Genomic DNA, 19809 nt, shown 5'->3' with positions numbered 1-19809 from the left:
AGACCCTTTTAAAGAAATTTCCATAGTTCTTCAGTGATGTTCAAAGCTCTTGTTCTCCTAGTGACCACTTTAGCCTCTGGAAACCCAGTTGCTGGAGGCCAAGAATTCACTGATGCCGCACACGCGCTGCATAGATCTGGAGAGGATGCAGATCGCAGAAACGAAACAACAGAAGAACGTATCGCGCGTGCTCGCGCTCGACTTGGAAATCGCGTGCGAACTTCACGGGTTCGCCGCGTCGCCCATACAGATGAAGCCTGTCCCAATCTTAATCCAACGGGTCTCAAAACGGACGCTCATGGTCCAAATACCGTGTTGACCGGCTCAAAAACCAGCGACACTGATACATTCGCCAACAGACCGTTTTGCAAGACCTACGGGTCCTAGATAACAGCTGTCCAATGCCGCACCTGATAGGACGGCCGTGAAGATATTGACCTTCAATTGCAGCCTTAAGCCCCAAGGATAAGCAGGGCGATTCCCGATAAGAGGGCCCTGGGGCGATAGCGAATTATATGCAACAACAATGCGGGCTCTTACCAAATTTGCCGCTCTCCAACAGATACCTTGTTGCTCCTACGCCCGAACAGCTGGGTTTATATGACGCCACACGCAATCATAGCGTTTGGAGAGACAACCCCAATCCTCGCAATTACCCATCATAATCTCACGTCCCGCAAAAGCTGATCGGGTCTCTTGCTGGTAGTCGTGTCGAAATAGTGTCCCGCACTTGGCAAAGGTGACATCATTCCTGACACATCGCTTAGCCTGAGCCCACTACGAGAGACTAACCCAAACAGAGGTTCAAGTTTCGACAATCCAATCAATCGAATTTCCCTATTTCAATCCATCTTTGGACAACGCTCCTCACATATCGCGGCGTTTCCCGATTTCTTGGAATTCCGCCTGCACGCGATACCGCGCCGGGCCCCGCATTGTAGGCTGCCAGTGCGAGATGGATTTCACCAAACCGGTCGAGCATCTGCCTTAGATATCGCGCGCCACCGTCGATATTCTGAGCTGGATCGTGCCGATTGGTTACGCCGAGTTCTCGTGCGGTTGCAGGCATGAGTTGCGCAAGACCAGCTGCACCAGCCGGGCTGATCGCCATTGGATTGAACCGGGATTCCTGCCAGACCAATGCCTGGAGCAAGCGAGGCGGCAATCGATACCTTGCTTCAGCTTGGCGGATGAGGGGTTCGTAGAGAGTCTCTTTGAAACTTCGATGAGCCGGGGATGAGGTCTCCCTTTCGGTCCCAATGACCGCCGATGCCGGATCGTAGGTAACTTCTTGGTCTGCCGCTTTTTCGACTTTGCTCAGCCGGTGATCAAAGACCTGGAACTCCTGCGCCTGAGCGATCGCGGGGAATGCAATTGCAAGCCCGCAATATACGTTAGCCACCCATTTTCGTCTCATCACGCTCACTCCTAACTTGCCTGAATGTGCAATAGAACATAAATAGAACATTGGGGTGTAGGAAAGCGCCAAACGCGTCCGGCAAGAGGAAAGGGGGCAGTCTGCAGGGGCAATTGTGCGGCGATGGAGCCAGTATGTCCGTTTCGAACTCAACCCTTTCCCGAGCTTCGCTTGAGGACACCGCTCGCAAGCTCTGCGAGAGCCGCGGCGGGAAGTGGTCTGGCTCCAAGGGCATGGCCCGGTGTCCAGCGCACGATGACCACACGCCTTCACTCGGTGTCACGCTTGGCCGAAAGGCTATTCTCCTGCATTGTTTCGCCGGATGCGATCAGGCGAGCGTGCTCGCTGCCCTCGCTCGAGAAGGGATCGAGACCTCTGCGCTATTCTCAGGCTCCTCCGACGAGTTTCCGATCCAGCCGCGCTATTCCAGCCAGCCATCGGCTGCAGCACTCCGCATCTGGCGCGATGCTCGACCGTTGCACCGAAGTCCTGCCAAGGCCTACCTCGAAGGGCGCGGCATCCTCGCCACGTCCCATGCGCTGAAATTTCATCCGCGCACGCCGCTTGGACCGAAGGGTCGCGCACGCTTCCTGCCAGCGATGATCGCTGCGGTCAGCCTCGACGAGGGGCCGATTGCCGTTCACCGGACTTTCCTGTCGCAATGCGGCAATACGCAGGCATTGTTTGCGAAGCCGAAACGCGCACTGGGGTCTCTCGGCGAGGCGGCGGTACGTCTGTTCGAACCTGCCGAGGGAAGGCTCGGTCTCGCCGAAGGCATTGAAAGCGCGATGTCGGCCTATGCGCTCACTGGTATCCCGACGTGGGCAACGCTGGGCAATGGACGCTTCGGGCTGGTTGCCATTCCGGAGAGCGTGAGCGACCTTCATCTCTTCGTGGATCACGATTCTGGCGGCGACCTTGCAGCCGAGCGCGGGCTAGGTGCCTATCTCCGTGAAGGGCGGCAAATCCAAGTTCGACGGCCTAAGTTGCGCGGTACCGACTGGAACGACGAGCTCCAGTCATGGCTGCGCCGAAAGGCGTGTCGCTAAGAGGAGAGAGAGCTTCTCGAATTCCTGACCCGGCAGAGGGCGCATGTCCCGATGCCTCAACCAGGAGGACGACAAGCCATGTTTCAGTCAGACTTTTTTCCAGACCGCGAGACATCGAGCACAATTCCGCTCGCTTTCGCAATCGGTGAACGAATTTCCCGGCGACTTGCGGATGGATGCCATCTCACCCGACCTGACATTTCCGAGTTTTTCGCCGCTCAAACCGACGTGCAGGACTGGGGCAGTGCGTGGACCATCGACGACTACAACAACGCGGTCGAGATTGGCGCCTTGCTCTGGCTCCGCGAGTTCTCACGCATCGACCTCGATACAGGTTTCCACGAGGCTGCAGCACGTTTCGATTGGCTCGATGCAGCCTTACCGCCTCGCCACGTGCGCAGCCAGAGCCAGGTCGAACTGCAGCAATTCTCCACCCCGCCGATCCTTGCTTGGCTCATGGCCAAGGCCGCGTCGCTTGGCACGCGCGATCACATTCTCGAACCGTCAGCCGGGAATGGCGCTCTTGCGCTCTGGGGTGACGTTCGAGGGTGCTCGCTGAGCCTCAACGAAATCGATCCCGCACGCCGGCATGCGCTGGCACATATCTTCCCTAGAGCCAGACTATCCGCTCATGATGGCGAGTTGATCGCCGAACTCGTCGATGGCTCAAACCCCAGCATCATCATGATGAACCCTCCGTTCGCTCGAAGCCGCGAGCGGGGCGTCGATGGCCGCACGGCAATGCGCCACTTGCGCAGTGCGCTGCGGATTTGCGCTGTGGGAGGTCGCCTAGTTGCAATCCTCCCGGACGGCTTTGATGCTACGGCTTTTGTCGAGGACCAGGAACAGACTTCGCTGCTGCTCAACGTCCGGCTGTCGGGCGCATTTTCACGCAGCGGAACCGGGATCGCTGTCAAAATGGTCGTGATCGAGAAGGCGGATATTCAGGACAATTCCACGATTTCGGGAGAGTTCGCCGATCTCGCCGTACTGAATTCCTGCCTGGCGCATTTGCCCGTTCGCTCGCCGATGCACGCCAATATCCATCGCCTTCCGGTACGCTCGATTGCGACATCGGTGAGCGGGGCCGCCGCGCGCAAGCCCGTCGCTCCTTTCGAGACCAAAGCCGCCCAGACAAGCGCGGCGGTCGCGCTTGACTATCAGGCCCTTGACGAGCCCGCGCCCGTTCCCGCGCAGGCGGGTATCTACCTGCCTTACCGACCGAGCCGCGCCATCATGCATGATGCTGCCGTTCACCCGACACCGCTCGTAGAATCGGTTGCGATGGGCTCGGTCGCGGCACCGGTGCCGAAAGCGCGCCCATTGCTTCCCGCGAACTGGCAAGAGGGCAAACTGCTCTCGGCCGCGCAATGCGAAACACTGGTCTACGCTTGCGAGGCATTCGCGCGCGATCTTCCCGGGCAATTCCAGCCGAGCCAAGAAGGAACGACGGTCGAACTCGCGGAGGACGGCCACTCCTATCGCCAGGGCTTTTTCCTCGGTGACGGTACGGGCGCAGGCAAGGGCCGCCAGATCGCAAGCGTCATGATGGACCGCTGGCTCTCGGGCGAACGCCGTCATATCTGGATCACCAAAAACGAGGCCCTGCTCGAAGATGCGCGCCGCGACTGGGAAGCTCTTGGCGGGCTCCCGCTCGACATCCAGCCTCTCTCCCGATGGACGCTCGGAAGTCCGGTGACGATAGCCGAGGGTATTCTGTTCGTAACTTATCCAACGCTTTGTTCGGGTCGCGCCGAGGATACAAGGCTCGATCAGATCCTCGCCTGGGCCGCCGAAGATTTCGAGGGCGTGATCGCCTTCGACGAAGCGCATGCCATGGCCAATGCGCTCGGCTCTGCCTCCACCCGCGGCAAAGTCAAAGGGTCAGAGCAAGGGATGGCAGGGCTTAGGCTGCAAAACCACCTGCCGCGAGCACGTGTTTTGTATGCCTCCGCTACCGGTGCATCGGACATTGCCAATTTGGGCTACACAGCACGGCTTGGACTGTGGGGGCCGGAAACCGCGTTTCCAACGCATGAGGCATTCATGACCGAGATCCGCGCCGGCGGCGTCGCGGCGATGGAACTCGTCGCCCGCGATCTCAAGGCACAGGGGCTCTACCTTGCCCGTGCGTTGTCCTTTGCCGGGGTCGAATACGAGATCCTCGAACATCAGCTCACGCAGGCGCAGGTGCGGATCTACGATGCCTACGCCGATGCCTGGGCGATCATCCACCGCAATCTCGACCAAGCACTCGAAGCCACAAGGGTGGTCGATGAGGACAGCGGCGATACGCTCAATCGCAACGCCAAGGCAGCGGCGCTCTCGATATTCGAAGGCACCAAGCAGCGCTTCTTTGGGCAGCTTCTGCTCTCGATGAAACTGCCGAGCCTGATCCCGGCAATGGAAGAGGCGCTCGGCGATGATCATTCGGTGGTGGTGCAGCTGGTCTCGACCGCTGAGGCCATGCTTGACCGACGCCTGGCCGATCTCTCGGACGAGGAGCGAGAAGCGCTCGATATCGATCTCTCTCCGCGCGAATATGTCATCGACTATCTCGCGAAGAGCTTCCCGGTGCGCCTGATGCAGGTCTTCACTGACGAGGAAGGCAATTTGCGATCCGAAGCGATGAGCGACGATCACGGCAATCCCGTTCTCTGCTCGCGTGCCATCGCTGCGCGCGACGCGCTGATCGAACAGCTTTGCGCCCTTCCGCCAATCGCCACTGCACTCGATGCCATCATCGAGCACTTCGGGACCGAGGCTGTGGCCGAGGTCACAGGCCGCACGCGCAGGTTGGTCTTGGGACGCGACGGTCAGCAGCGGCTTGAACGTCGAAGCGCAAGCGCCAACGTCGCTGAAGCACAGTGCTTCATGGACGGGACGAAGCGTATTCTGATTTTCTCGGACGCGGGGGGTACGGGCCGATCCTATCACGCCGATCTCGATGCGCAGAACCAGCAGCGCCGCGTCCATTTTCTCCTCGAACCGGGCTGGCGCGCGGACAATGCAATCCAGGGTCTTGGCCGGACAAACCGTACTAACCAGGCTTCTGCGCCGCTGTTCCGCCCGGTCACGACCGATGTGAAGGGCGAACGCCGCTTCATCTCGACAATCGCGCGAAGGCTCGACGCATTGGGCGCTCTCACACGCGGCCAGCGTCAGACAGGGGGACAGAACCTGTTCGACCCTGCCGACAATCTCGAAAGCGATTATGCGAAGGACGCGCTCTCGCGCTGGTTCCACCTGCTTTACGATGGAAAACTCGAGGCGGTTGGTTTCGGGGACTTCGTCGAGCTAACAGGCCTCAAGCTCGAGAACCCCGATGGCGGCCTGAGCGATAACCTTCCCACGATCCAACGCTGGCTCAATCGCATACTTGCGCTCCCGATCGCACTGCAGAACGCCATCTTCGAGGAATATCTCGGACTTGTGGAAGCGCGCATCGAGGCCGCACGCGAGGCTGGCACGCTCGATCTGGGTTTGGAGACGGTCCGCGCCGACAGCTTTACGGTGCTGTCTGATGAAGTTCTCCGCACAGATCCTGTTTCGGGCGCCGAAACCCGCCTGGTTTCGCTCGAAGTGAAACGCCAATTGCGTCCGCTGCGCTTCAAACGTCTCGTGAGGATGCACGAGATCGGATCACCCCAGGCTATTCCCCTGCGCAATGCGCGCTCGGGCAAGGTGGCCCTGTCAGTTCCAGCCCGCCGCCTCGTTGCCGATGATGGCGCGGTGATCGAACGCCGTCGCCTTCTTCGCCCGCTTAAATCCGCCAACTGGACGCTCGATGCGCTCGGTGAAAGCGTGTGGGAAGAGGTCGGCGTGACCGAGTTCTCCAAGCTCTGGGCACAGGAAGAAAGCGCTGCAGCGGCTTCGCCAGTGACCGAACGAGTGCATCTGGCCACAGGACTTCTGCTCCCGGTCTGGAAGCGACTGCCTGGCGACCATGTCCGCGTCACCCGCCTTGCCGCCGAGGACGGGAGCTCGATCATCGGGCGCGAAGTTCTCGATATCGACTTGGCCAAGATTGCCGAGACGTTCGGCCTGAAGGGTGTGTCCGCTCCGGCGCCAGCTGAACTCGGAAGACTGGTCCTGACAAGCGGAACGCCCCAGCCGCTTGCCAGTCAAGACGCACTGACCATCAAGCGCTCTCTGGTCGGCGGCGAGCAACGCCTTGAACTCACCGGGTATGCACATGAGCGCCTCAAGTGGTACAAGACCAAGGGCTGTTTCACCGAGATCATTCGCTACCGTACGCGCCTTTTCGTTCCCGTGTCGAAGGCAAGTACGGTCTTTGAGAGTCTGGCAATCGCACCGGCTCTTTCCTGAAACCTCACAATGGACTATATTAGAACCAAATTCAGTCTCGGAGCGATCTATGAAACTTGATCAGCGAATAAAGCCGATCAGCTATCTCAAGGCCCACAGTGCCGAAATCATCCGTGAGATCGGAGAAGGGGCCGGGCCTTTGGTGATCACCCAGAACGGCGAAGCCAAGGCGGTATTGCAGGATGTTGCCAGCTATGAACAGGCACAGGAAACACTCGCACTCCTCAAACTTCTTGCGCTTGGTCAGGCCGATGTCGACACAGGCCGAACCCGTCCGGTTAAGGGGCTTGCAAGTCGGGTTCGGGGCACGTCCAACTAGATGGCGAAACCGCTTGCAAGGGTGGAACTTACTTTTGGCGCGGAGCGAGATCTGGCCGGTATCTGGCGTCGGCGCCGCGACCAGCGCGGAATCGATAGTGATGATGGTGCGGATGCACTGCTCGACAAATTGATCTCCGATATCGAGTCGCTGGCCGACCATCCCGAAAAGGGCCCGGTTCCGCAGGAACTAGAGGCGCTTGGGATCAACGACTTCCGCCAATTGTCGCGTTCTCCTTTTCTTATCATCTATCGGTATCGAGACAAGCCAACGCCGGGCTGTGCGACCGTATTTGTCGTCGCTGATGCGCGCCGGGATTTTCGTACTCTTCTCGAAGAGCGACTGCTTGGTGACCGGCGGGGATAGGGCTGGCCCGCAGAAAGGCCTCTTTGGCTGACTGAGGCTGGCTGTTGCTTTCGACCGGTCGAGCATCTTAGCCACGTACATTTGCGGGCGGCAAGCAACGCCTCGAACACACAGGCTATACGCCTGAGCGACTCTAGTGGTACACGAACAAGCGCTGTTTCACCGCGATCATCCGCTCCCGGACCCCACTGTTAGTCCCAGTTACGGAAAGAAGCTCGCGGGCTTTCGATTCTCGCGTCAAGCTGACGGTACCGCGTCGATAGCTGTGATGATGACCGAATCATCTGGTCGGGGCGCCAGCCCGTCAAAGCCTGCCAGTGGAACGAACCTCGACTGCTCCAGTACAACATTGCTCAGCCCGGCCACTTTGAATTGGCCCAGCTTTGGACCTTGATCGCGAGTGACCGGTTTTCCGGCATTGAATGCCAGCATAAAGGCATGTTCGCCTCTGAAGAACTAGAGGTGCGGGTCCAACCACAATCGTTCGCGATTATACGTGGTACTGATCCGTCGCCTGTGGGTGATGGCGCGAACGAGATTATTCTCTTCTGGGTCTTCTGCCTGAGACATGCTCCGATGATGCAGCGCAGCATCACGTTTCGCAACCGCAATATTCGTTGCCACCTCAGACAGATGAGAGGGGAGGGAGCCTGTGGCTTGCCGGGCCATGCACCTTCGCGTGGCTCTCCAATCCATCAGGAGACAATCCATGATCCAGTCTATTCCCTTAAAGAAGCTCGTTCCAAGTCCGCGCAATGTGCGCAAGACGAGCGACGTCCTTGCCGACCTGCAACTCCGGGCGGACATCGCCGCGCGCGGTCTCTTGCAGAACCTCGTCGTGCGAAAGGCCAAGCGCGGCAAGTTCGAGGTCGAGGCCGGTGGTCGCCGTCTGGCTCAGCTTCAAGCGCTGGCCGAGGAAGGCACGCTTCCCAAGGGTCACGAGGTCACCTGCCTTGTCATCGAAGGCGAGGAAAGCGAGGTTCGCGAAGCGAGCCTCGCTGAGAACTTCCAGCGCCTCGCCATGAACCCGGCCGACGAGGCGCAGGCTTTCGCCGCCATCATCGAGGCGGGCGCTAGCACCGAAGACGTGGCCCGCCGGTTCGGTCTTACAGTGCGCTTTGTCGAGGGTCGTCTGCGTCTGGCAGGCCTCGCACCTTGTGTCTTCCAAGCGCTTGCCGAAGGCGCAATCACGCTCGATATGGCCAAGGCCTATGGCGCGATTTCAGACATCGACCGTCAGGCGCACGTCTATGCCGAGCTGCAGGATGCCTGGTACCAGGTCACGCCTGACACAATCCGGCGCATGGTGCTTGATGCCACTGTTCGTGGCTCCGATCCGCGCGCGGTTCTCGTCGGGCGCGATGCGTACCTTGCTGCGGGTGGCCGCATCGAACGCGAACTGTTCGACGACGAAGCCAGCGAGAGCTGGATCGATGTCGCGCTACTCGAAGACCTTGCCCAGAAAGCGATGGATGACGCTGCGAAGAAGGTCGCGCAAGAACACGGACTTGCCTGGGTGCGACCAACGCTTGGCAACTATGTCAGCCACGATCTCATCGAGGGCCTCAATCGGCTCCCATGCGAACCGGCTCCGCTAACCGAAGACGAAGCTCGCGAGCTCAGCGACCTTGAAGCCGACTACGACCGCGTCGCCGCCATCCTCGAGGATGAGGACAGCGACGAAAGCGAGATCGCCAAGGCGGAAGAAGAACTGGTCTCGATCAATCGCGCGATGCGCGATCTCAACGACCGACCGCCGGTGTTTGCCGATGAGCTCAAGTCGGAGGCTGGAGCGTTCCTCGTGCTCTCTCGCAATGGCGAACCGGCATTGGTGCCGCAATTCTACACCGAAGTTGAAGTCGTCAACGCTGATGACGGAGCAGTCGAACCGGTTGATACTGGCGCTGATACCAAGCGCAAGAGCGGCGCCCTCTCCCAGCGTCTGCTCGACGAGCTCGCTATCCAGCGCCGAGACATCCTGGCGATACATCTCGCCAACGATCCCGCACTTGCGCTCGACTTCATGGTCTTCACGCTCGCGGATGCCGATGGGCATGACTGGCGCGCGAAGAAGGCATCGACGCTGGTCGGCTCGGTAGCATCGGGGCCGGTTGCCGGCTTCGAGGCGAAGGACGCCCCAGCGAGCGCTGCGCTTGCCGAATTTGCCGCTTCGCTCGACGAAAGCTGGCGCTCCGGTGAGACGGATGTCGAGCGGTTCGAACGCTTCCGCGCATTGAGCGATGAAGCACGTTCAGCCTGGCTCGGCCATGTCGTATCCCGCACGCTGGTCGCTAGCCTTGCGTGTGAAGGCGATCGCTCGGCACCGCTGCACGAGATCCTCGGTTCGCTGCTCGAGATCGAGACGGCGCATTGGTGGCGGCCAACGGCGGCGAATTATTTCGATCGCGTGGCGAAGGCACGCACGCTCGAAGCGCTCGATGCAGCAGGCGGCCCCGAACTCGTCAGCCGCTATGCAGGTTCAAAGAAGGCAGAACTGGCGAGCGCAGCCGAGCGCATCTTCTCCGGCAATTTTATCGGGGAGGCGGATGTGAAAACGCGAGCGGGAGCGTGGGTGCCCGAGATCATGCGCTTCGGTTCACCTGAGGAACCGGTCGAGGATGAAGCTGCGGGCCCGACCGAAGACGAAAACGCGGACGGAATTGCCGAGCAGGCTGCCTGACCCCTCCTGACAGGTCCAGGTCACTCGGCGGGCGGTCCGTCCCTGTCGGGACGGGCCGCCTTAGTGAGTAGGTCCCTATTCCCCATCGACCACCTATGCAGCACGAGCCCATGTTGATGGATGCGATCAGCTGCGTACGGTGTGCTGTCAAGTTCCAATGTGCGGGCACGGTTCCAGTCAATTGAGAGTATCGTTCAATGCATTGAATTTTCGCAACTTTTTATGGAGCGAGAGCCGGTGGGCATTCTGGGGACAAACTGGGAACTTAGGCGAGATCGGCTCTGGGCTACTGACTGGCCTTAGTTTTGAGTGAAACGATGATGAAAATGAAATTCTTCGTAAGCGGAAATTTGGCGAACAGCGAACAGAATTGCGGCCTCTGACCGGCTACGGAAAGCACTGTCGCTATCCCCATAGCTTCGCTTCGGGTAATGTCTCGATCAAGTCAGGCGACTACTTTTGACAAGATCAAATTGCCCTCGACATGAAGCTTCCTTCTGTCCAATCCGGGGGGAGAATGGCCGATCAAACAGCACTTGCCCGGCATCTACTGGGGCTTTGTTCCGCCCGCCGATAGCGCCGATGAAGGGGCTAGTGTGTGGGGCGCCTCGCGCCTAAACCAAGTCTGCTTTGCGCCCCAAACTCAGTCGTTGGTCCTCTCTCGCCGATATCCCAAGAGCGGACATCGAATCGATGAGCGCCGGTCGTCACCAATGATCGACTGACCGGGCAATCTCCTACGGAAGCGGCGAACGCGATTATCTGCCTTTCAGCCTCCGCACACGCTGACAGCGTAGCGCATCGAAAAATTGGATTGCATGTCGGATATTCAGACATTATAGAAATAGAATGTAGCTTAATCATGCGAGGCTTCTATGGCGACCATTGCCCCTCCCACTCCTGCAACGACGGCCTTTCCAAAGGCCGCTGTGATCAAGGCGCTGACCGACGAGCTGCTCTCCGTAGCGCAGATCGAAGCGCAGCTGCGCGGTATCTCCCTGCCCAAGGATCAGGCGGGAACCATGAAGGCTGCGGTGCCGCTCGATTCGCTATCGGTCGTTGATACGCTGTGCGCCGTAGAGACCGTCGTGGGCTTCGAGTTGCGCGACAACATCGTGCGGACCGGGGGATATGATTCGATCGAAGAGGCGCTCGCTCATGTCGTGCCTCGGATCGAGAAGGTCTGGGTCAAAAAGAAGGGAGCCAAGCCATGAGCAATGTGGCTATCAGTCAGGAAGGCGTTGACGCGATGGAACGTCAACGCCTGGGCAATCGTCTGCGCGATGCGCGAAAATATCTCGGCCTCAAGCAGGACGAAGTTGCGAGCTATCTCAAGATTCCGCGCACGGCATTAACCGATATCGAGAGTGGCCAGCGCCGCGTCGAGGCGATCGAGCTAACGCGCCTTGCCAAGCTCTACCGGCAGTCGGTCGCCTATTTCACTGGCGAGGACGAAGCTTCGGCAAGTCTGCCGCCCGACGTTGCGCATCTGGCGCGGCGTGTGGCGGATCTTTCGAGCGAGGACCGCGCGGAGCTTGGCCGCTTCGCCGAGTATCTACGCTCGCGTTCGGCGGGGGAGCAGGCCTGATCCATGGCAAGCGACTATGACAGTGCGGTTCGCGCGGGCGCGATGGCTGCCGGCAGACTGCATCGCCGTCTCGACACGCAGGCGCTGATCGGGAGGCATGGCGGCAACGTCGATGTCTTCGGCGCGATCCATGCGCTCGATCTTCCGCTGCTGTTACGGCCGCTCAAGGGCCTGTTGGGAGCCTATCTCAGTTCGCCGGCCCCGGGCGTGCTCGTTACCACCGAACGGCCGATGAGCATCCAGCGCTTCACCGCCGCGCATGAGCTCGGTCATTTCTTCATGCGGCACGAACCCAGCCTGGATGATGAAAGCATTTTGCGGCGCATGCCGATGAGCCCCGAACCAGGCAATCAGTTCCAAGAAACGGAAGCCGACGCATTCGCCATCGCATTCATGATGCCCAAATGGCTGATCGCGCTTCATTGCGCACGGCAGGGCTGGACGGTCGATGAACTGCGTCGGCCCAACATCGCCTATCAGCTCTCTCTGCGGATTGGGGGCAGCTACGAAGCGACCTGCAGAACGCTCTCCCGCTACAAACTCATTTCGGATGTTGACATGCGCGAGTTGCTCGAGACTAAGCCGCGCAGCCTGAAGGTCGATCTGCTGCATGACTACCGACCTGCCGACTATCGGGGCGATGTCTGGCTGCTGACCGAGCGCGATGAGGGCGCGCGGATCGATGGCAGCCGCAATGACCTCTTCGTCCTACGCCTGAAGGAACATTCTGGCGGCGGATTTCTGTGGGACCTCGACCAGTTGATGGCGAGTGGGTTTGCAGTAGTGCGCGATGAGCGCGAGGCATTCGACACCGAAGCGGTAGGTGGGCCAGTGGTCCGGCGGGTGACCGCAGCGCCAGAAGCCGCTCAACGAGGACGGATGTCGCTCAACGAGAGGCGCCCGTGGCAACCAGCCACGGCCAATGCGAGCCTGACGATAGATTTTGATTTCACCGGGCCGGAACAGGAAGGCCTTTCCAGAGCCGAACGGCGCCATTTGCTCGAGGCCGCCTGACTTCCCATGATCGACATAAAGACCGACCTGCGGCCACTCCTAGGGCCTGTGCGCGATCAAGGTGCGCGACCGACCTGTCTTGCCTTCGCGGCGAGCGACACCCATGCCGGTTTACGCGAGGGATGGACCCCGTTGTCTTGCGAATATGCCTTCTTCCGAGCGCAGCAGCGCAGCGGGCGGCGACATGACCAGGGTGCCACGCTTTCAGCTATGCTGGAGACCCTGCGGCTCGACGGCCAACCTGCGGAAAGCGGATGGCCCTATCTCGATACCGTGCCGGACAATCCCGTCCTCTGGACGCCGCCGTCTGACGTGGGCCCACGTTTCGGCAGGAAGGGAGGGCCCGCCGCAGTCGATCTCGGCCCGATTGTCGAGGCCCTTGATAGCAGGAAGCCGGTGATGCTGCTTTCGACCCTGTCGCAGTCGTTCTTCGCACCGGCCAATGAAGGCGTGGTCGATCCGGCCAATGACGAGAAACCCGATCCAAGCCTGCGCCATGCAATCGTGGCGGTGGGCCACGGCCAGGCCGCCGGCCAGAACGCAATCCTGATCCGCAACAGCTGGGGCGCCGGCTGGGGTGTGGACGGCCATGCCTGGCTGACTGAGAAATTCCTGAAACCGCGCCTGTTCGCGACAGCAATTCTAACGGAGGATATCGATGTATCTACCCGTGCCGCCGCAGCCTGATTGCGTCTCGGCTTGGCGTGAAGCCGTCCGCCTGGTGAATGAAAAACCTGGCCATCACGAGCACAATGTGCTGATCGATGTTGCCGACCCGCTGGCTCGGGCGGATCTGTCCGATCCAGTGGTCGCGCTGGTCGACGCCTTCTTCAAAGAACGCGATACCAAGCGCATCGAGACGGTCGCAAACACGATCTTTCCGGCGGCGCTTTATCGGCGCTATGGTTCTCCGGCGTTCTTTACGCGATTTACGGACAATGTTCTGCCCAAGGTCCGCTCGCCGGGAAAGAAGAGCTGGTCCGGTTATTATTTCGAGCGGATGATGCAAATTCCACAGCCGGAAGGCGATCCGCTAAACCAATTGACCGAGATCATCGGGCGGCTGAAAGACCCGGCTGTGCGGGCCCTCAACAAGTTTGAACTCAGCGTGTTTGATCCGCTGCGCGACGTCGATGGGTCGCCTTATGGCGGACAATGCCTTAGTTTCGCGAGCTTCAAGCTGATTGGCGATGGCGATGACCGTCGGCTGGCACTCACCGCGATGTATCGCAATCACTATTATATCGAAAAGCTGCTCGGCAATCTGATCGGCCTTGGCCGCCTGCAGCAGTTTGTGGCAGAGGAATCAGGCATTGCGATGGGGCCGCTCACGATCCTTTCGACGCATGCCACGATCGATGTGAAGAACGGAAAATGGAATCGCGGAGATATTGCAGATCTGCTCACGGCTTGCGATCAAGCCAAGGCCCTGGCAGTCTCTACGTAGCGAGGTCCGAGTGGCAGTTCTGGTGAATCGACCGGGTCGCCCGCGATCCCGTAGAGGCCGTACATTCCGTTGATGAAATCGCGCTGCCCGCCATAACTTGGATGGCGGATCGCGGTAACTTCCGTCTCCAGCCCAGCGAGCGCCAGATGTGCATCGCGACCGATCGCTACGATGCGCTTGGGCTGCACCATCGATACCAGCGCCTGGAGGAGCGGCCAGGTTTCCTCGCGCTCGGCGCGGCTATGGCAGCGGTTGGACATGGGATCATCCGCATCGTGCGGATGGAAGGGAAAGACGTTCCAAAGCATGACAGGCTGTCCGATCCTGCCAAGCACCTGCCAGACGATTGCTGCGGTGCGTTCGGCAATTTCTGGCCCCTGCGTGGCACGCTCCAACGCGATGCCACCCATCAGCGCCGATGCATGGGTAAGATGTACCTCATCGGTCAACGGGACCCCAGTGCGGCGTCCGCCGCGATAGCCAAGATCGCGGGCAATCCAGATCGTTTCGACATGGGCATCGAGAGCTGCTTCCAGCATGCCCTGGAGGTTGGAGCGGCGCCGCGCCGCGGCATCACGCCGGTCATGGATAGAACAGCGGTCGCGCCAGGGGTTGAACACCGAGGGTAATTTCGCGGCCGCCAATGCCGATACGAAGGTCTTGGGGGTCATTGCGGCAACTCCTTGATACGCAAGCGACGGCGGGCGAAATCGATGGTGATTCGCGCCCGTCGGTTCTTCTGGAGGAAGCGAAAGGCCGCGTATCCCTGGAGAATTGCTTCCTCCCAGAGCCACAGCGGACAGCGATCAGCCTCGTGACCAGCGACGAATTGGCGGACATGTTTGAGCATGTCCAGCGGAAGTCCGCCTCGTTTGACGTCTTCGAAGAAATTGAGCTGCTGCGCCTGGCCGAATAGCCATGACGTGACACCTTCTTCAATCAGGATCGCGCGCGCGCCATCCTCGGCTTCGTCCAGCTTCGGGTCGCTCTTGCGCTTGAGGCGCAGCAAGGCGCGGATCACCGGTGACCAGCCCAGCACCGCGACATAGGCGTAGTGGAATACGTCGTGGAACCGATAGTCGTCGGGTTCGATGGCGTTGTCGGTCAGTCGGTCGCCGACATAGACGCCGCGCGAACGCTGGAAGACATAGTCCTGGCCACGCACCTTGCGCTCGTAAATGTCGATCTGCATCGAGCGGGGCAGCTGCTCTTCGGCGTCTTTGTCGGCATCAAATGCGGGCGGGTAGATGCGTTCACGTGGCCATCGATCGAAAATCTTCTGCAGGTTCTTGATTGCCGCGGCCTCAATGGTGATGCCTGAGTCGGTCGAAGCGCGAATGAGGCAACGCGTAATCGCAACAAGTCTTTCGGCGACATCCGCGCGGTGCCGCGTCGAGTTGCCGCCTTCGATTTCGCGCGCCAGAAGCCCGACTTCGCTGGCCAGGGCAAGCAGGCTGTGTTCGAACTCGGGCATGGGCGCTTTTGCGAGCGGCATATGCGCAGGCTGTAGGGCGTGGAGACTGAGTGCTTCGTTCTTGCCCTCTGCGTAACAAGCATCGGCCTTGAGCGCGGCGGCCGCAATGTCACTCAATGCCAGGCGGTGACGCTGTGCGATAGCTGCCAAATACCACAACACGTCACCGATCTCCTCGGCGACTGCTTCGGCATAGCCGAGATAGGAAGCGGCATCCCGCTGCTTCTTCTTGGCTTCGGCGAGCAGGCTGCCTGTTTCGCCGAAGAGGCCGAGCATCGTGAACCCGACTGTACCGGAACCCTTACGTTGATCGGTCCGAGCTGCTTCGCGGGCATATTGGTCGACCGTCAGCGCCTGAAAGTCGTCCACCATCAGGTGCGCTTCCGCCGGTCTGCAATCGCGCCCTCAGGCACCACCACACCATAAGCAGCCAAGGCTCTCAGCACGACCATTCGGATCGGTTCGCGACTATCGAGCGCACGCTGCCCCAAGTCGCGCTTGGTAGCAGTCGGCACCTGAACCTGGAGATGTTCATCCCCGCAATCATCCGAACTGTCCAGTTTTTTCATGAAAACATAAAACCATATTTTCATGAAAATTGGAAGCGATAATCTTTGGTTGGAAGCTTGGCGATGTCTGTGCGAAGGACGGTTGCTGAGCCTTGCAGATCGAGGGCGCTGCGATGAACTTCCTCAACTTCGAGAATTCAAATCCGGACCAACATATCTATCGGATCATGCCGGAGGACTATGTGCTCGACCTGTTTGCAAGCCGGCGCAACGTCTTAAGCCGGATTCACAACTGGAAGGACAAGTTCGAAAATTTCCAGCTGAAGCTCGGCGGCGTGTTGGATGGTGAAGCGTTCAACTATGCTTTCGCCGAGGATTTTGTGGGTCAATGCTGGACGCGCGATGCCTATTCGGAAGCGATGTGGGGCATCTATGCCAACGACCCCGCCAAGCGTTATCTACGCATCCGCTCGACGCCGAGGAAGCTGCTCTGCGCGCTGGTCAATGCGCATCCCCAAGCGGCCCAAGATCGCTGTTTCATAGGCAGGGTCGAATACCGATCGGAGGCGAAACTCGAAGCATGGCTCCATCGAGATGGGCATCTGCCATTGTTGGGCGTGGAGTTCGCGCGATCGCTGCTGATGAAGCGCCGTGCCTTTCGCCACGAACGCGAAGTTCGCCTGCTCTATTTCGGCGATGTGAAGGAGCAGGACAAGGGCGGACTATATCGTTTTCAGGTTGATCCCCACGCCATGGTTACCCAAATCATGGCTGATCCCAACCGAGATCGCCGCGAATGGACAGCCGACAAGAAGGCTATTGCTGAAGCAACAGGTTTCAGGGGCGCCATTAAGCGATCAAAGATCTATGACCCGCCCGAATGGCAGGCGCCGGTTTATCGATCGCCGCAATCCGAGTTCTGATCTACGCCTTCTCATCTGCCGAAAGCCGCATTCGTAAATCGCGTGAACAAACGGCAGTCGTCAGAGAGGGATCGCCCGAATGTCTGCTTTCCCGAGTCCGGTTCCTTAGACTGGACGGACCGCTACCGGCCCAGTTTCTGCCGCAACCCGATGGACTGCGATCGGCAGATTTCAGCTTCATAGTTTGAAGCGAGGAATGTCCGCTGCTGGGTGCTTGGAAGACACGCCTCGTCAACGTTCGGGGGTTTCGTAACGCTGGTTGCCGACCGTTGTTAGAGAGGTTTCCCCAGTGGCATGAAGAGCGTCTATCACGCAGCCTGTAACCGCCAAGTCATTCGACTTTTTGATAGTCAGCAGACCATCTTCGATGCGGCCCATCCCGGGAGTGCCACCGCATTGCGCTATTATCTCGTCAACCTTTGTTTGCGTGAGGTTGCCTGCTTCCGTTTCAATGGGCGCATTGGGGTCAACGCACCCTGAAAGCGAAAGGATACCACCGAGAAGAGAGAGAACCCGTCCATTCATCAGGCGGAGTTGCAGAAGAATTCGAACGTCTGCAATGGGTCGGAAGCCGAACGTCCGGTTCCGTAGCTGAGGCAACCAAAACCCGACAGACCGGAACCGGCCCAGAATTTGCCGGTCAGCAAAGCCCCCCAATCCAAGTCGTTGCCAACCGAGATCTTAGGTCCTGAAAGCGGACATCAAACCAAGGGAGCGAGCATTAGCGCCCCTGCTAGGCCAGCATTCTGGCCAAGGCCTGGTGAGACGATCTTGTGCTTCGACCCGCCTGGAAAATATCCTGCACCCAATTCCGCTGCTCTTTGGTCTACACGCTCAAGCAAACCCTCTGTCTTCATGACGCCCCCGCCAAAAACAATAATCTCCACTGCCGTCATGGCGATCAGCGAGTGTGCTAGCTGAGCGAGATAATCGGCGATGATTTCATGCGCGATGTGATCTGTCGGTAGCTCGGAAAGTGACGCTCCCCAACGCGCTTTGATGGCTGGGCCGCTCGCCAACCCTTCGAGACAGTCGCTATGGTAAGGGCATATGCCTGCAAACTCGTGATCCTCAACGTGGCGGCGCAGGAAGATGTGACCCAACTCTGGATGCGCGGCTCCATGGACGGCCCGTCCGTCAAGCACGAGACCTCCACCTATCCCGGTGCCCACGGTGACATAGGCAAGCGATGATGCCCCTTTGCCTGCGCCGTATTGATACTCAGCGAGCGCCGCAGCGTTCACGTCGGTATCGAAGCCGATCGGCACTCCGAGGCGATCGGCAAAGTATCCAGCCACATCGCACTTTGCCCAACCCGGCTTGGGCGTGTGCGTGATGTGCCCCCAAAGCGGCGATGACCGATTGAGATCAACAGGGCCGAAGCTCCCAATTCCTAGCGAGTTTATTACTCCTTGAGCGACAAACCAATCGCCTGCCTGAACCAGTGTCGTGACAGGATCGCGGGTAGGGATTTCGTGTCGCGCAATGATCTTGGTAGGAGAGTGTCCGACAGCAAGCACAAATTTCGTGCCGCCCGCCTCGATTGCACCCAGCAAAGGTTCACCAGTCGAACTCATGCCTTGACCATTTCGGCAAGCTCACAGCGGTCTGAATCAATACTAAGTTCGAGGAGAGGTGCGGGAACCCCGCCAAAGAACTGATTGGCCGAGGCGGTATCGCTTGGCAGCGCTTTGCCTTTGAGTCCGTAAAAATCGACGAAACTTGAAACCAGCAGCTCGCTTGACACAAACCAGCTATAGCTTTGCAACGGTTCGCTTTGAGGATTGGCGAGCACAAGACCACTTCCGTTAAGCGGGCGGTATTCTCCAAAAAGACTGTCTGCGACCATTCCGTAAAGGCCGGTGGGCGCTTCGCGAAGGTCAGGGGCGAATGTGTGGCTCTGCGTTACCCAAAAGGCGTAATAACGGCCTTCATAAAAGACTACGTGGGCCCGCTCCAATTCATTGTTCACGCCCTCGGCGGAGACGAGCGGGGGAAGCAAGTCCCAGCGTTTCCCATCGCGCTTGGCGATGCCGATCACGCCGTTAAAGTCGCTGGAACTTCCCGCAAGCGAACCGCTGAAGACGAGATATTCGGCGCCATCGAGGGGATCCTTGAAAAAAGCGGGATCGCGGAATGCCTTGATCTTGCCCGCTTCACCTTCATGCGTATCGGCGGGCATATAGTGTGCGCCATAGTCTTCAACTGAAAGGGCCGGCTTGGACCAATCCATCGGCAGGCCATCCTTGCCGATAGTAGCATATGTCTCAAACAGACGTTGCTGATAGCCGCCGGCCTTATGCGCTACGCCAGCGCCGGTAATATAGAGCGAAAAGTTGTCCCCTTCGAGGACCGCAGAGCCCGACCATTCGCGTTCATAATCGACGTCAAATTCTGGAAGTACCGGGCCAAGATCAACCCAGCGAGTACCTTGGCGCTCCAGCAAATAGATTTTGGCCTCGAAATGCCTGATCGAAGGATCTCCCCGATCAGGGGCCCCGAGTGCCATCCAAAGCTCGCGACCCATGATATCAGCGATATGGCCGGACCGGGTCTGAATGGGCCACATATCCCAATAAATCCGCCCGGGTTGAAGGTATTCGCGATTAACACTCTCAATGACAGGGATTTGCACCGAAATGCTTCGGCGCGCATTGTGCACGTGTTCTGGCTTCCAAAACGAAGTCATTGGCT

At 59.2% G+C, this 19809-nt stretch carries 17 protein-coding genes; 11 read left to right on the top strand and 6 right to left on the bottom strand.

Going from position 1 to position 19809, the window contains the following annotated elements:
- Nucleotides 1-823: 823 nt before the first annotated feature.
- Nucleotides 824-1402 (bottom strand): lytic transglycosylase domain-containing protein, encoded by a 579-nt coding sequence (locus INR77_RS04905; protein ID WP_255573942.1) that lies wholly within the window; start codon nt 1400-1402, stop codon nt 824-826.
- Nucleotides 1403-1551: 149 nt separating this feature from the next.
- Between INR77_RS04905 and INR77_RS04900 the strand changes: the two genes are divergently transcribed.
- The 10 genes from INR77_RS04900 to INR77_RS04855 all read left to right on the top strand — a co-directional run bounded on the left by INR77_RS04900 (nt 1552) and on the right by INR77_RS04855 (nt 14209).
- Nucleotides 1552-2466: a toprim domain-containing protein gene (locus INR77_RS04900; protein ID WP_223072820.1), complete on the top strand. Its 915-nt coding sequence runs from the start codon at nt 1552-1554 to the stop codon at nt 2464-2466.
- A gap of 78 nt (nt 2467-2544) precedes the next feature.
- Complete coding sequence (locus INR77_RS04895; protein ID WP_223072819.1) at nt 2545-6795, top strand: strawberry notch family protein; 4251 nt, start codon at nt 2545-2547, stop codon at nt 6793-6795.
- A gap of 49 nt (nt 6796-6844) precedes the next feature.
- Nucleotides 6845-7114 carry a type II toxin-antitoxin system Phd/YefM family antitoxin gene (locus INR77_RS04890; RefSeq protein ID WP_223072818.1) on the top strand — a complete coding sequence of 90 codons (270 nt, stop codon included), beginning with the start codon at nt 6845-6847 and terminating at the stop codon, nt 7112-7114.
- Nucleotides 7115-7480: a type II toxin-antitoxin system RelE/ParE family toxin gene (locus INR77_RS04885; protein ID WP_223072817.1), complete on the top strand. Its 366-nt coding sequence runs from the start codon at nt 7115-7117 to the stop codon at nt 7478-7480.
- 709 nt (nt 7481-8189) lie between these two features.
- Nucleotides 8190-10160 (top strand): ParB/RepB/Spo0J family partition protein, encoded by a 1971-nt coding sequence (locus INR77_RS04880; RefSeq protein ID WP_223072816.1) that lies wholly within the window; start codon nt 8190-8192, stop codon nt 10158-10160.
- An 875-nt stretch (nt 10161-11035) separates the two neighbouring features.
- Nucleotides 11036-11374: a hypothetical protein gene (locus tag INR77_RS04875; RefSeq protein WP_223072815.1), complete on the top strand. Its 339-nt coding sequence runs from the start codon at nt 11036-11038 to the stop codon at nt 11372-11374.
- Nucleotides 11371-11748, top strand: coding sequence for a helix-turn-helix domain-containing protein (locus INR77_RS04870; protein WP_223072814.1), 378 nt, complete (start codon nt 11371-11373; stop codon nt 11746-11748). The genes INR77_RS04875 and INR77_RS04870 overlap by 4 nt, the downstream gene beginning before the upstream one ends.
- 3 nt (nt 11749-11751) lie before the next feature.
- Complete coding sequence (locus INR77_RS04865; protein WP_223072813.1) at nt 11752-12762, top strand: ImmA/IrrE family metallo-endopeptidase; 1011 nt, start codon at nt 11752-11754, stop codon at nt 12760-12762.
- A gap of 6 nt (nt 12763-12768) precedes the next feature.
- Nucleotides 12769-13449 (top strand): C1 family peptidase, encoded by a 681-nt coding sequence (locus INR77_RS04860; protein ID WP_223072812.1) that lies wholly within the window; start codon nt 12769-12771, stop codon nt 13447-13449.
- A 34-nt stretch (nt 13450-13483) separates the two neighbouring features.
- Entirely contained in the window at nt 13484-14209 is a 726-nt protein-coding gene (locus INR77_RS04855) for a hypothetical protein (protein WP_370632286.1), read from the top strand.
- Here INR77_RS04855 and INR77_RS04850 read toward each other — a convergent pair.
- The 3 genes from INR77_RS04850 to INR77_RS04840 are packed head-to-tail and all read right to left on the bottom strand — an operon-like array spanning nt 14179 to nt 16252.
- Nucleotides 14179-14880 carry a uracil-DNA glycosylase gene (locus INR77_RS04850; protein WP_223072810.1) on the bottom strand — a complete coding sequence of 234 codons (702 nt, stop codon included), beginning with the start codon at nt 14878-14880 and terminating at the stop codon, nt 14179-14181. The genes INR77_RS04855 and INR77_RS04850 overlap by 31 nt on opposite strands.
- A complete protein-coding gene (locus INR77_RS04845; protein ID WP_223072809.1) occupies nt 14877-16055 on the bottom strand; it encodes a nucleoside triphosphate pyrophosphohydrolase family protein in 1179 nt (392 codons plus the stop codon). The genes INR77_RS04850 and INR77_RS04845 overlap by 4 nt, the downstream gene beginning before the upstream one ends.
- The gene (locus INR77_RS04840) at nt 16055-16252 is read right to left on the bottom strand and encodes a hypothetical protein (protein WP_160676860.1); all 198 of its coding nucleotides are present in this window, start codon (nt 16250-16252) and stop codon (nt 16055-16057) included. Before INR77_RS04840 ends, INR77_RS04845 begins: the two co-directional genes overlap by 1 nt.
- 92 nt (nt 16253-16344) lie before the next feature.
- On the opposite strand from INR77_RS04840, the gene INR77_RS04835 reads away from it, so the two are divergent.
- On the top strand, nt 16345-17115 hold the full coding sequence (locus INR77_RS04835) for a hypothetical protein (protein WP_223072808.1): 771 nt from the start codon (nt 16345-16347) through the stop codon (nt 17113-17115).
- A gap of 701 nt (nt 17116-17816) precedes the next feature.
- Here INR77_RS04835 and INR77_RS04830 read toward each other — a convergent pair.
- Both INR77_RS04830 and INR77_RS04825 read right to left on the bottom strand, forming a co-directional pair.
- Nucleotides 17817-18692, bottom strand: coding sequence for an ROK family protein (locus INR77_RS04830; protein ID WP_223072807.1), 876 nt, complete (start codon nt 18690-18692; stop codon nt 17817-17819).
- On the bottom strand, nt 18689-19804 hold the full coding sequence (locus INR77_RS04825; protein WP_223072806.1) for a glycoside hydrolase family 68 protein: 1116 nt from the start codon (nt 19802-19804) through the stop codon (nt 18689-18691). Before INR77_RS04825 ends, INR77_RS04830 begins: the two co-directional genes overlap by 4 nt.
- Nucleotides 19805-19809: the final 5 nt, after the last annotated feature.

This window comes from Erythrobacter sp. SCSIO 43205 (assembly GCF_019904235.1).
Lineage (GTDB): Bacteria > Pseudomonadota > Alphaproteobacteria > Sphingomonadales > Sphingomonadaceae > Erythrobacter.
Note: the sequence above shows the minus strand (reverse complement) of the source record. Positions and strands in the feature narration are given on the sequence as shown.

Coding starts and splice junctions, on each gene's coding strand:
- INR77_RS04900 (WP_223072820.1), top strand. CDS start 1,552: ATGTCCGTTTCGAACTCAACCCTTTCCCGAGCTTCGCTTGAGGACACC.
- INR77_RS04895 (WP_223072819.1), top strand. CDS start 2,545: ATGTTTCAGTCAGACTTTTTTCCAGACCGCGAGACATCGAGCACAATT.
- INR77_RS04890 (WP_223072818.1), top strand. CDS start 6,845: ATGAAACTTGATCAGCGAATAAAGCCGATCAGCTATCTCAAGGCCCAC.
- INR77_RS04885 (WP_223072817.1), top strand. CDS start 7,115: ATGGCGAAACCGCTTGCAAGGGTGGAACTTACTTTTGGCGCGGAGCGA.
- INR77_RS04880 (WP_223072816.1), top strand. CDS start 8,190: ATGATCCAGTCTATTCCCTTAAAGAAGCTCGTTCCAAGTCCGCGCAAT.
- INR77_RS04875 (WP_223072815.1), top strand. CDS start 11,036: ATGGCGACCATTGCCCCTCCCACTCCTGCAACGACGGCCTTTCCAAAG.
- INR77_RS04870 (WP_223072814.1), top strand. CDS start 11,371: ATGAGCAATGTGGCTATCAGTCAGGAAGGCGTTGACGCGATGGAACGT.
- INR77_RS04865 (WP_223072813.1), top strand. CDS start 11,752: ATGGCAAGCGACTATGACAGTGCGGTTCGCGCGGGCGCGATGGCTGCC.
- INR77_RS04860 (WP_223072812.1), top strand. CDS start 12,769: ATGATCGACATAAAGACCGACCTGCGGCCACTCCTAGGGCCTGTGCGC.
- INR77_RS04850 (WP_223072810.1), bottom strand. CDS start 14,880: ATGACCCCCAAGACCTTCGTATCGGCATTGGCGGCCGCGAAATTACCC.
- INR77_RS04845 (WP_223072809.1), bottom strand. CDS start 16,055: ATGGTGGACGACTTTCAGGCGCTGACGGTCGACCAATATGCCCGCGAA.
- INR77_RS04840 (WP_160676860.1), bottom strand. CDS start 16,252: ATGAAAAAACTGGACAGTTCGGATGATTGCGGGGATGAACATCTCCAG.
- INR77_RS04830 (WP_223072807.1), bottom strand. CDS start 18,692: ATGAGTTCGACTGGTGAACCTTTGCTGGGTGCAATCGAGGCGGGCGGC.
- INR77_RS04825 (WP_223072806.1), bottom strand. CDS start 19,804: ATGACTTCGTTTTGGAAGCCAGAACACGTGCACAATGCGCGCCGAAGC.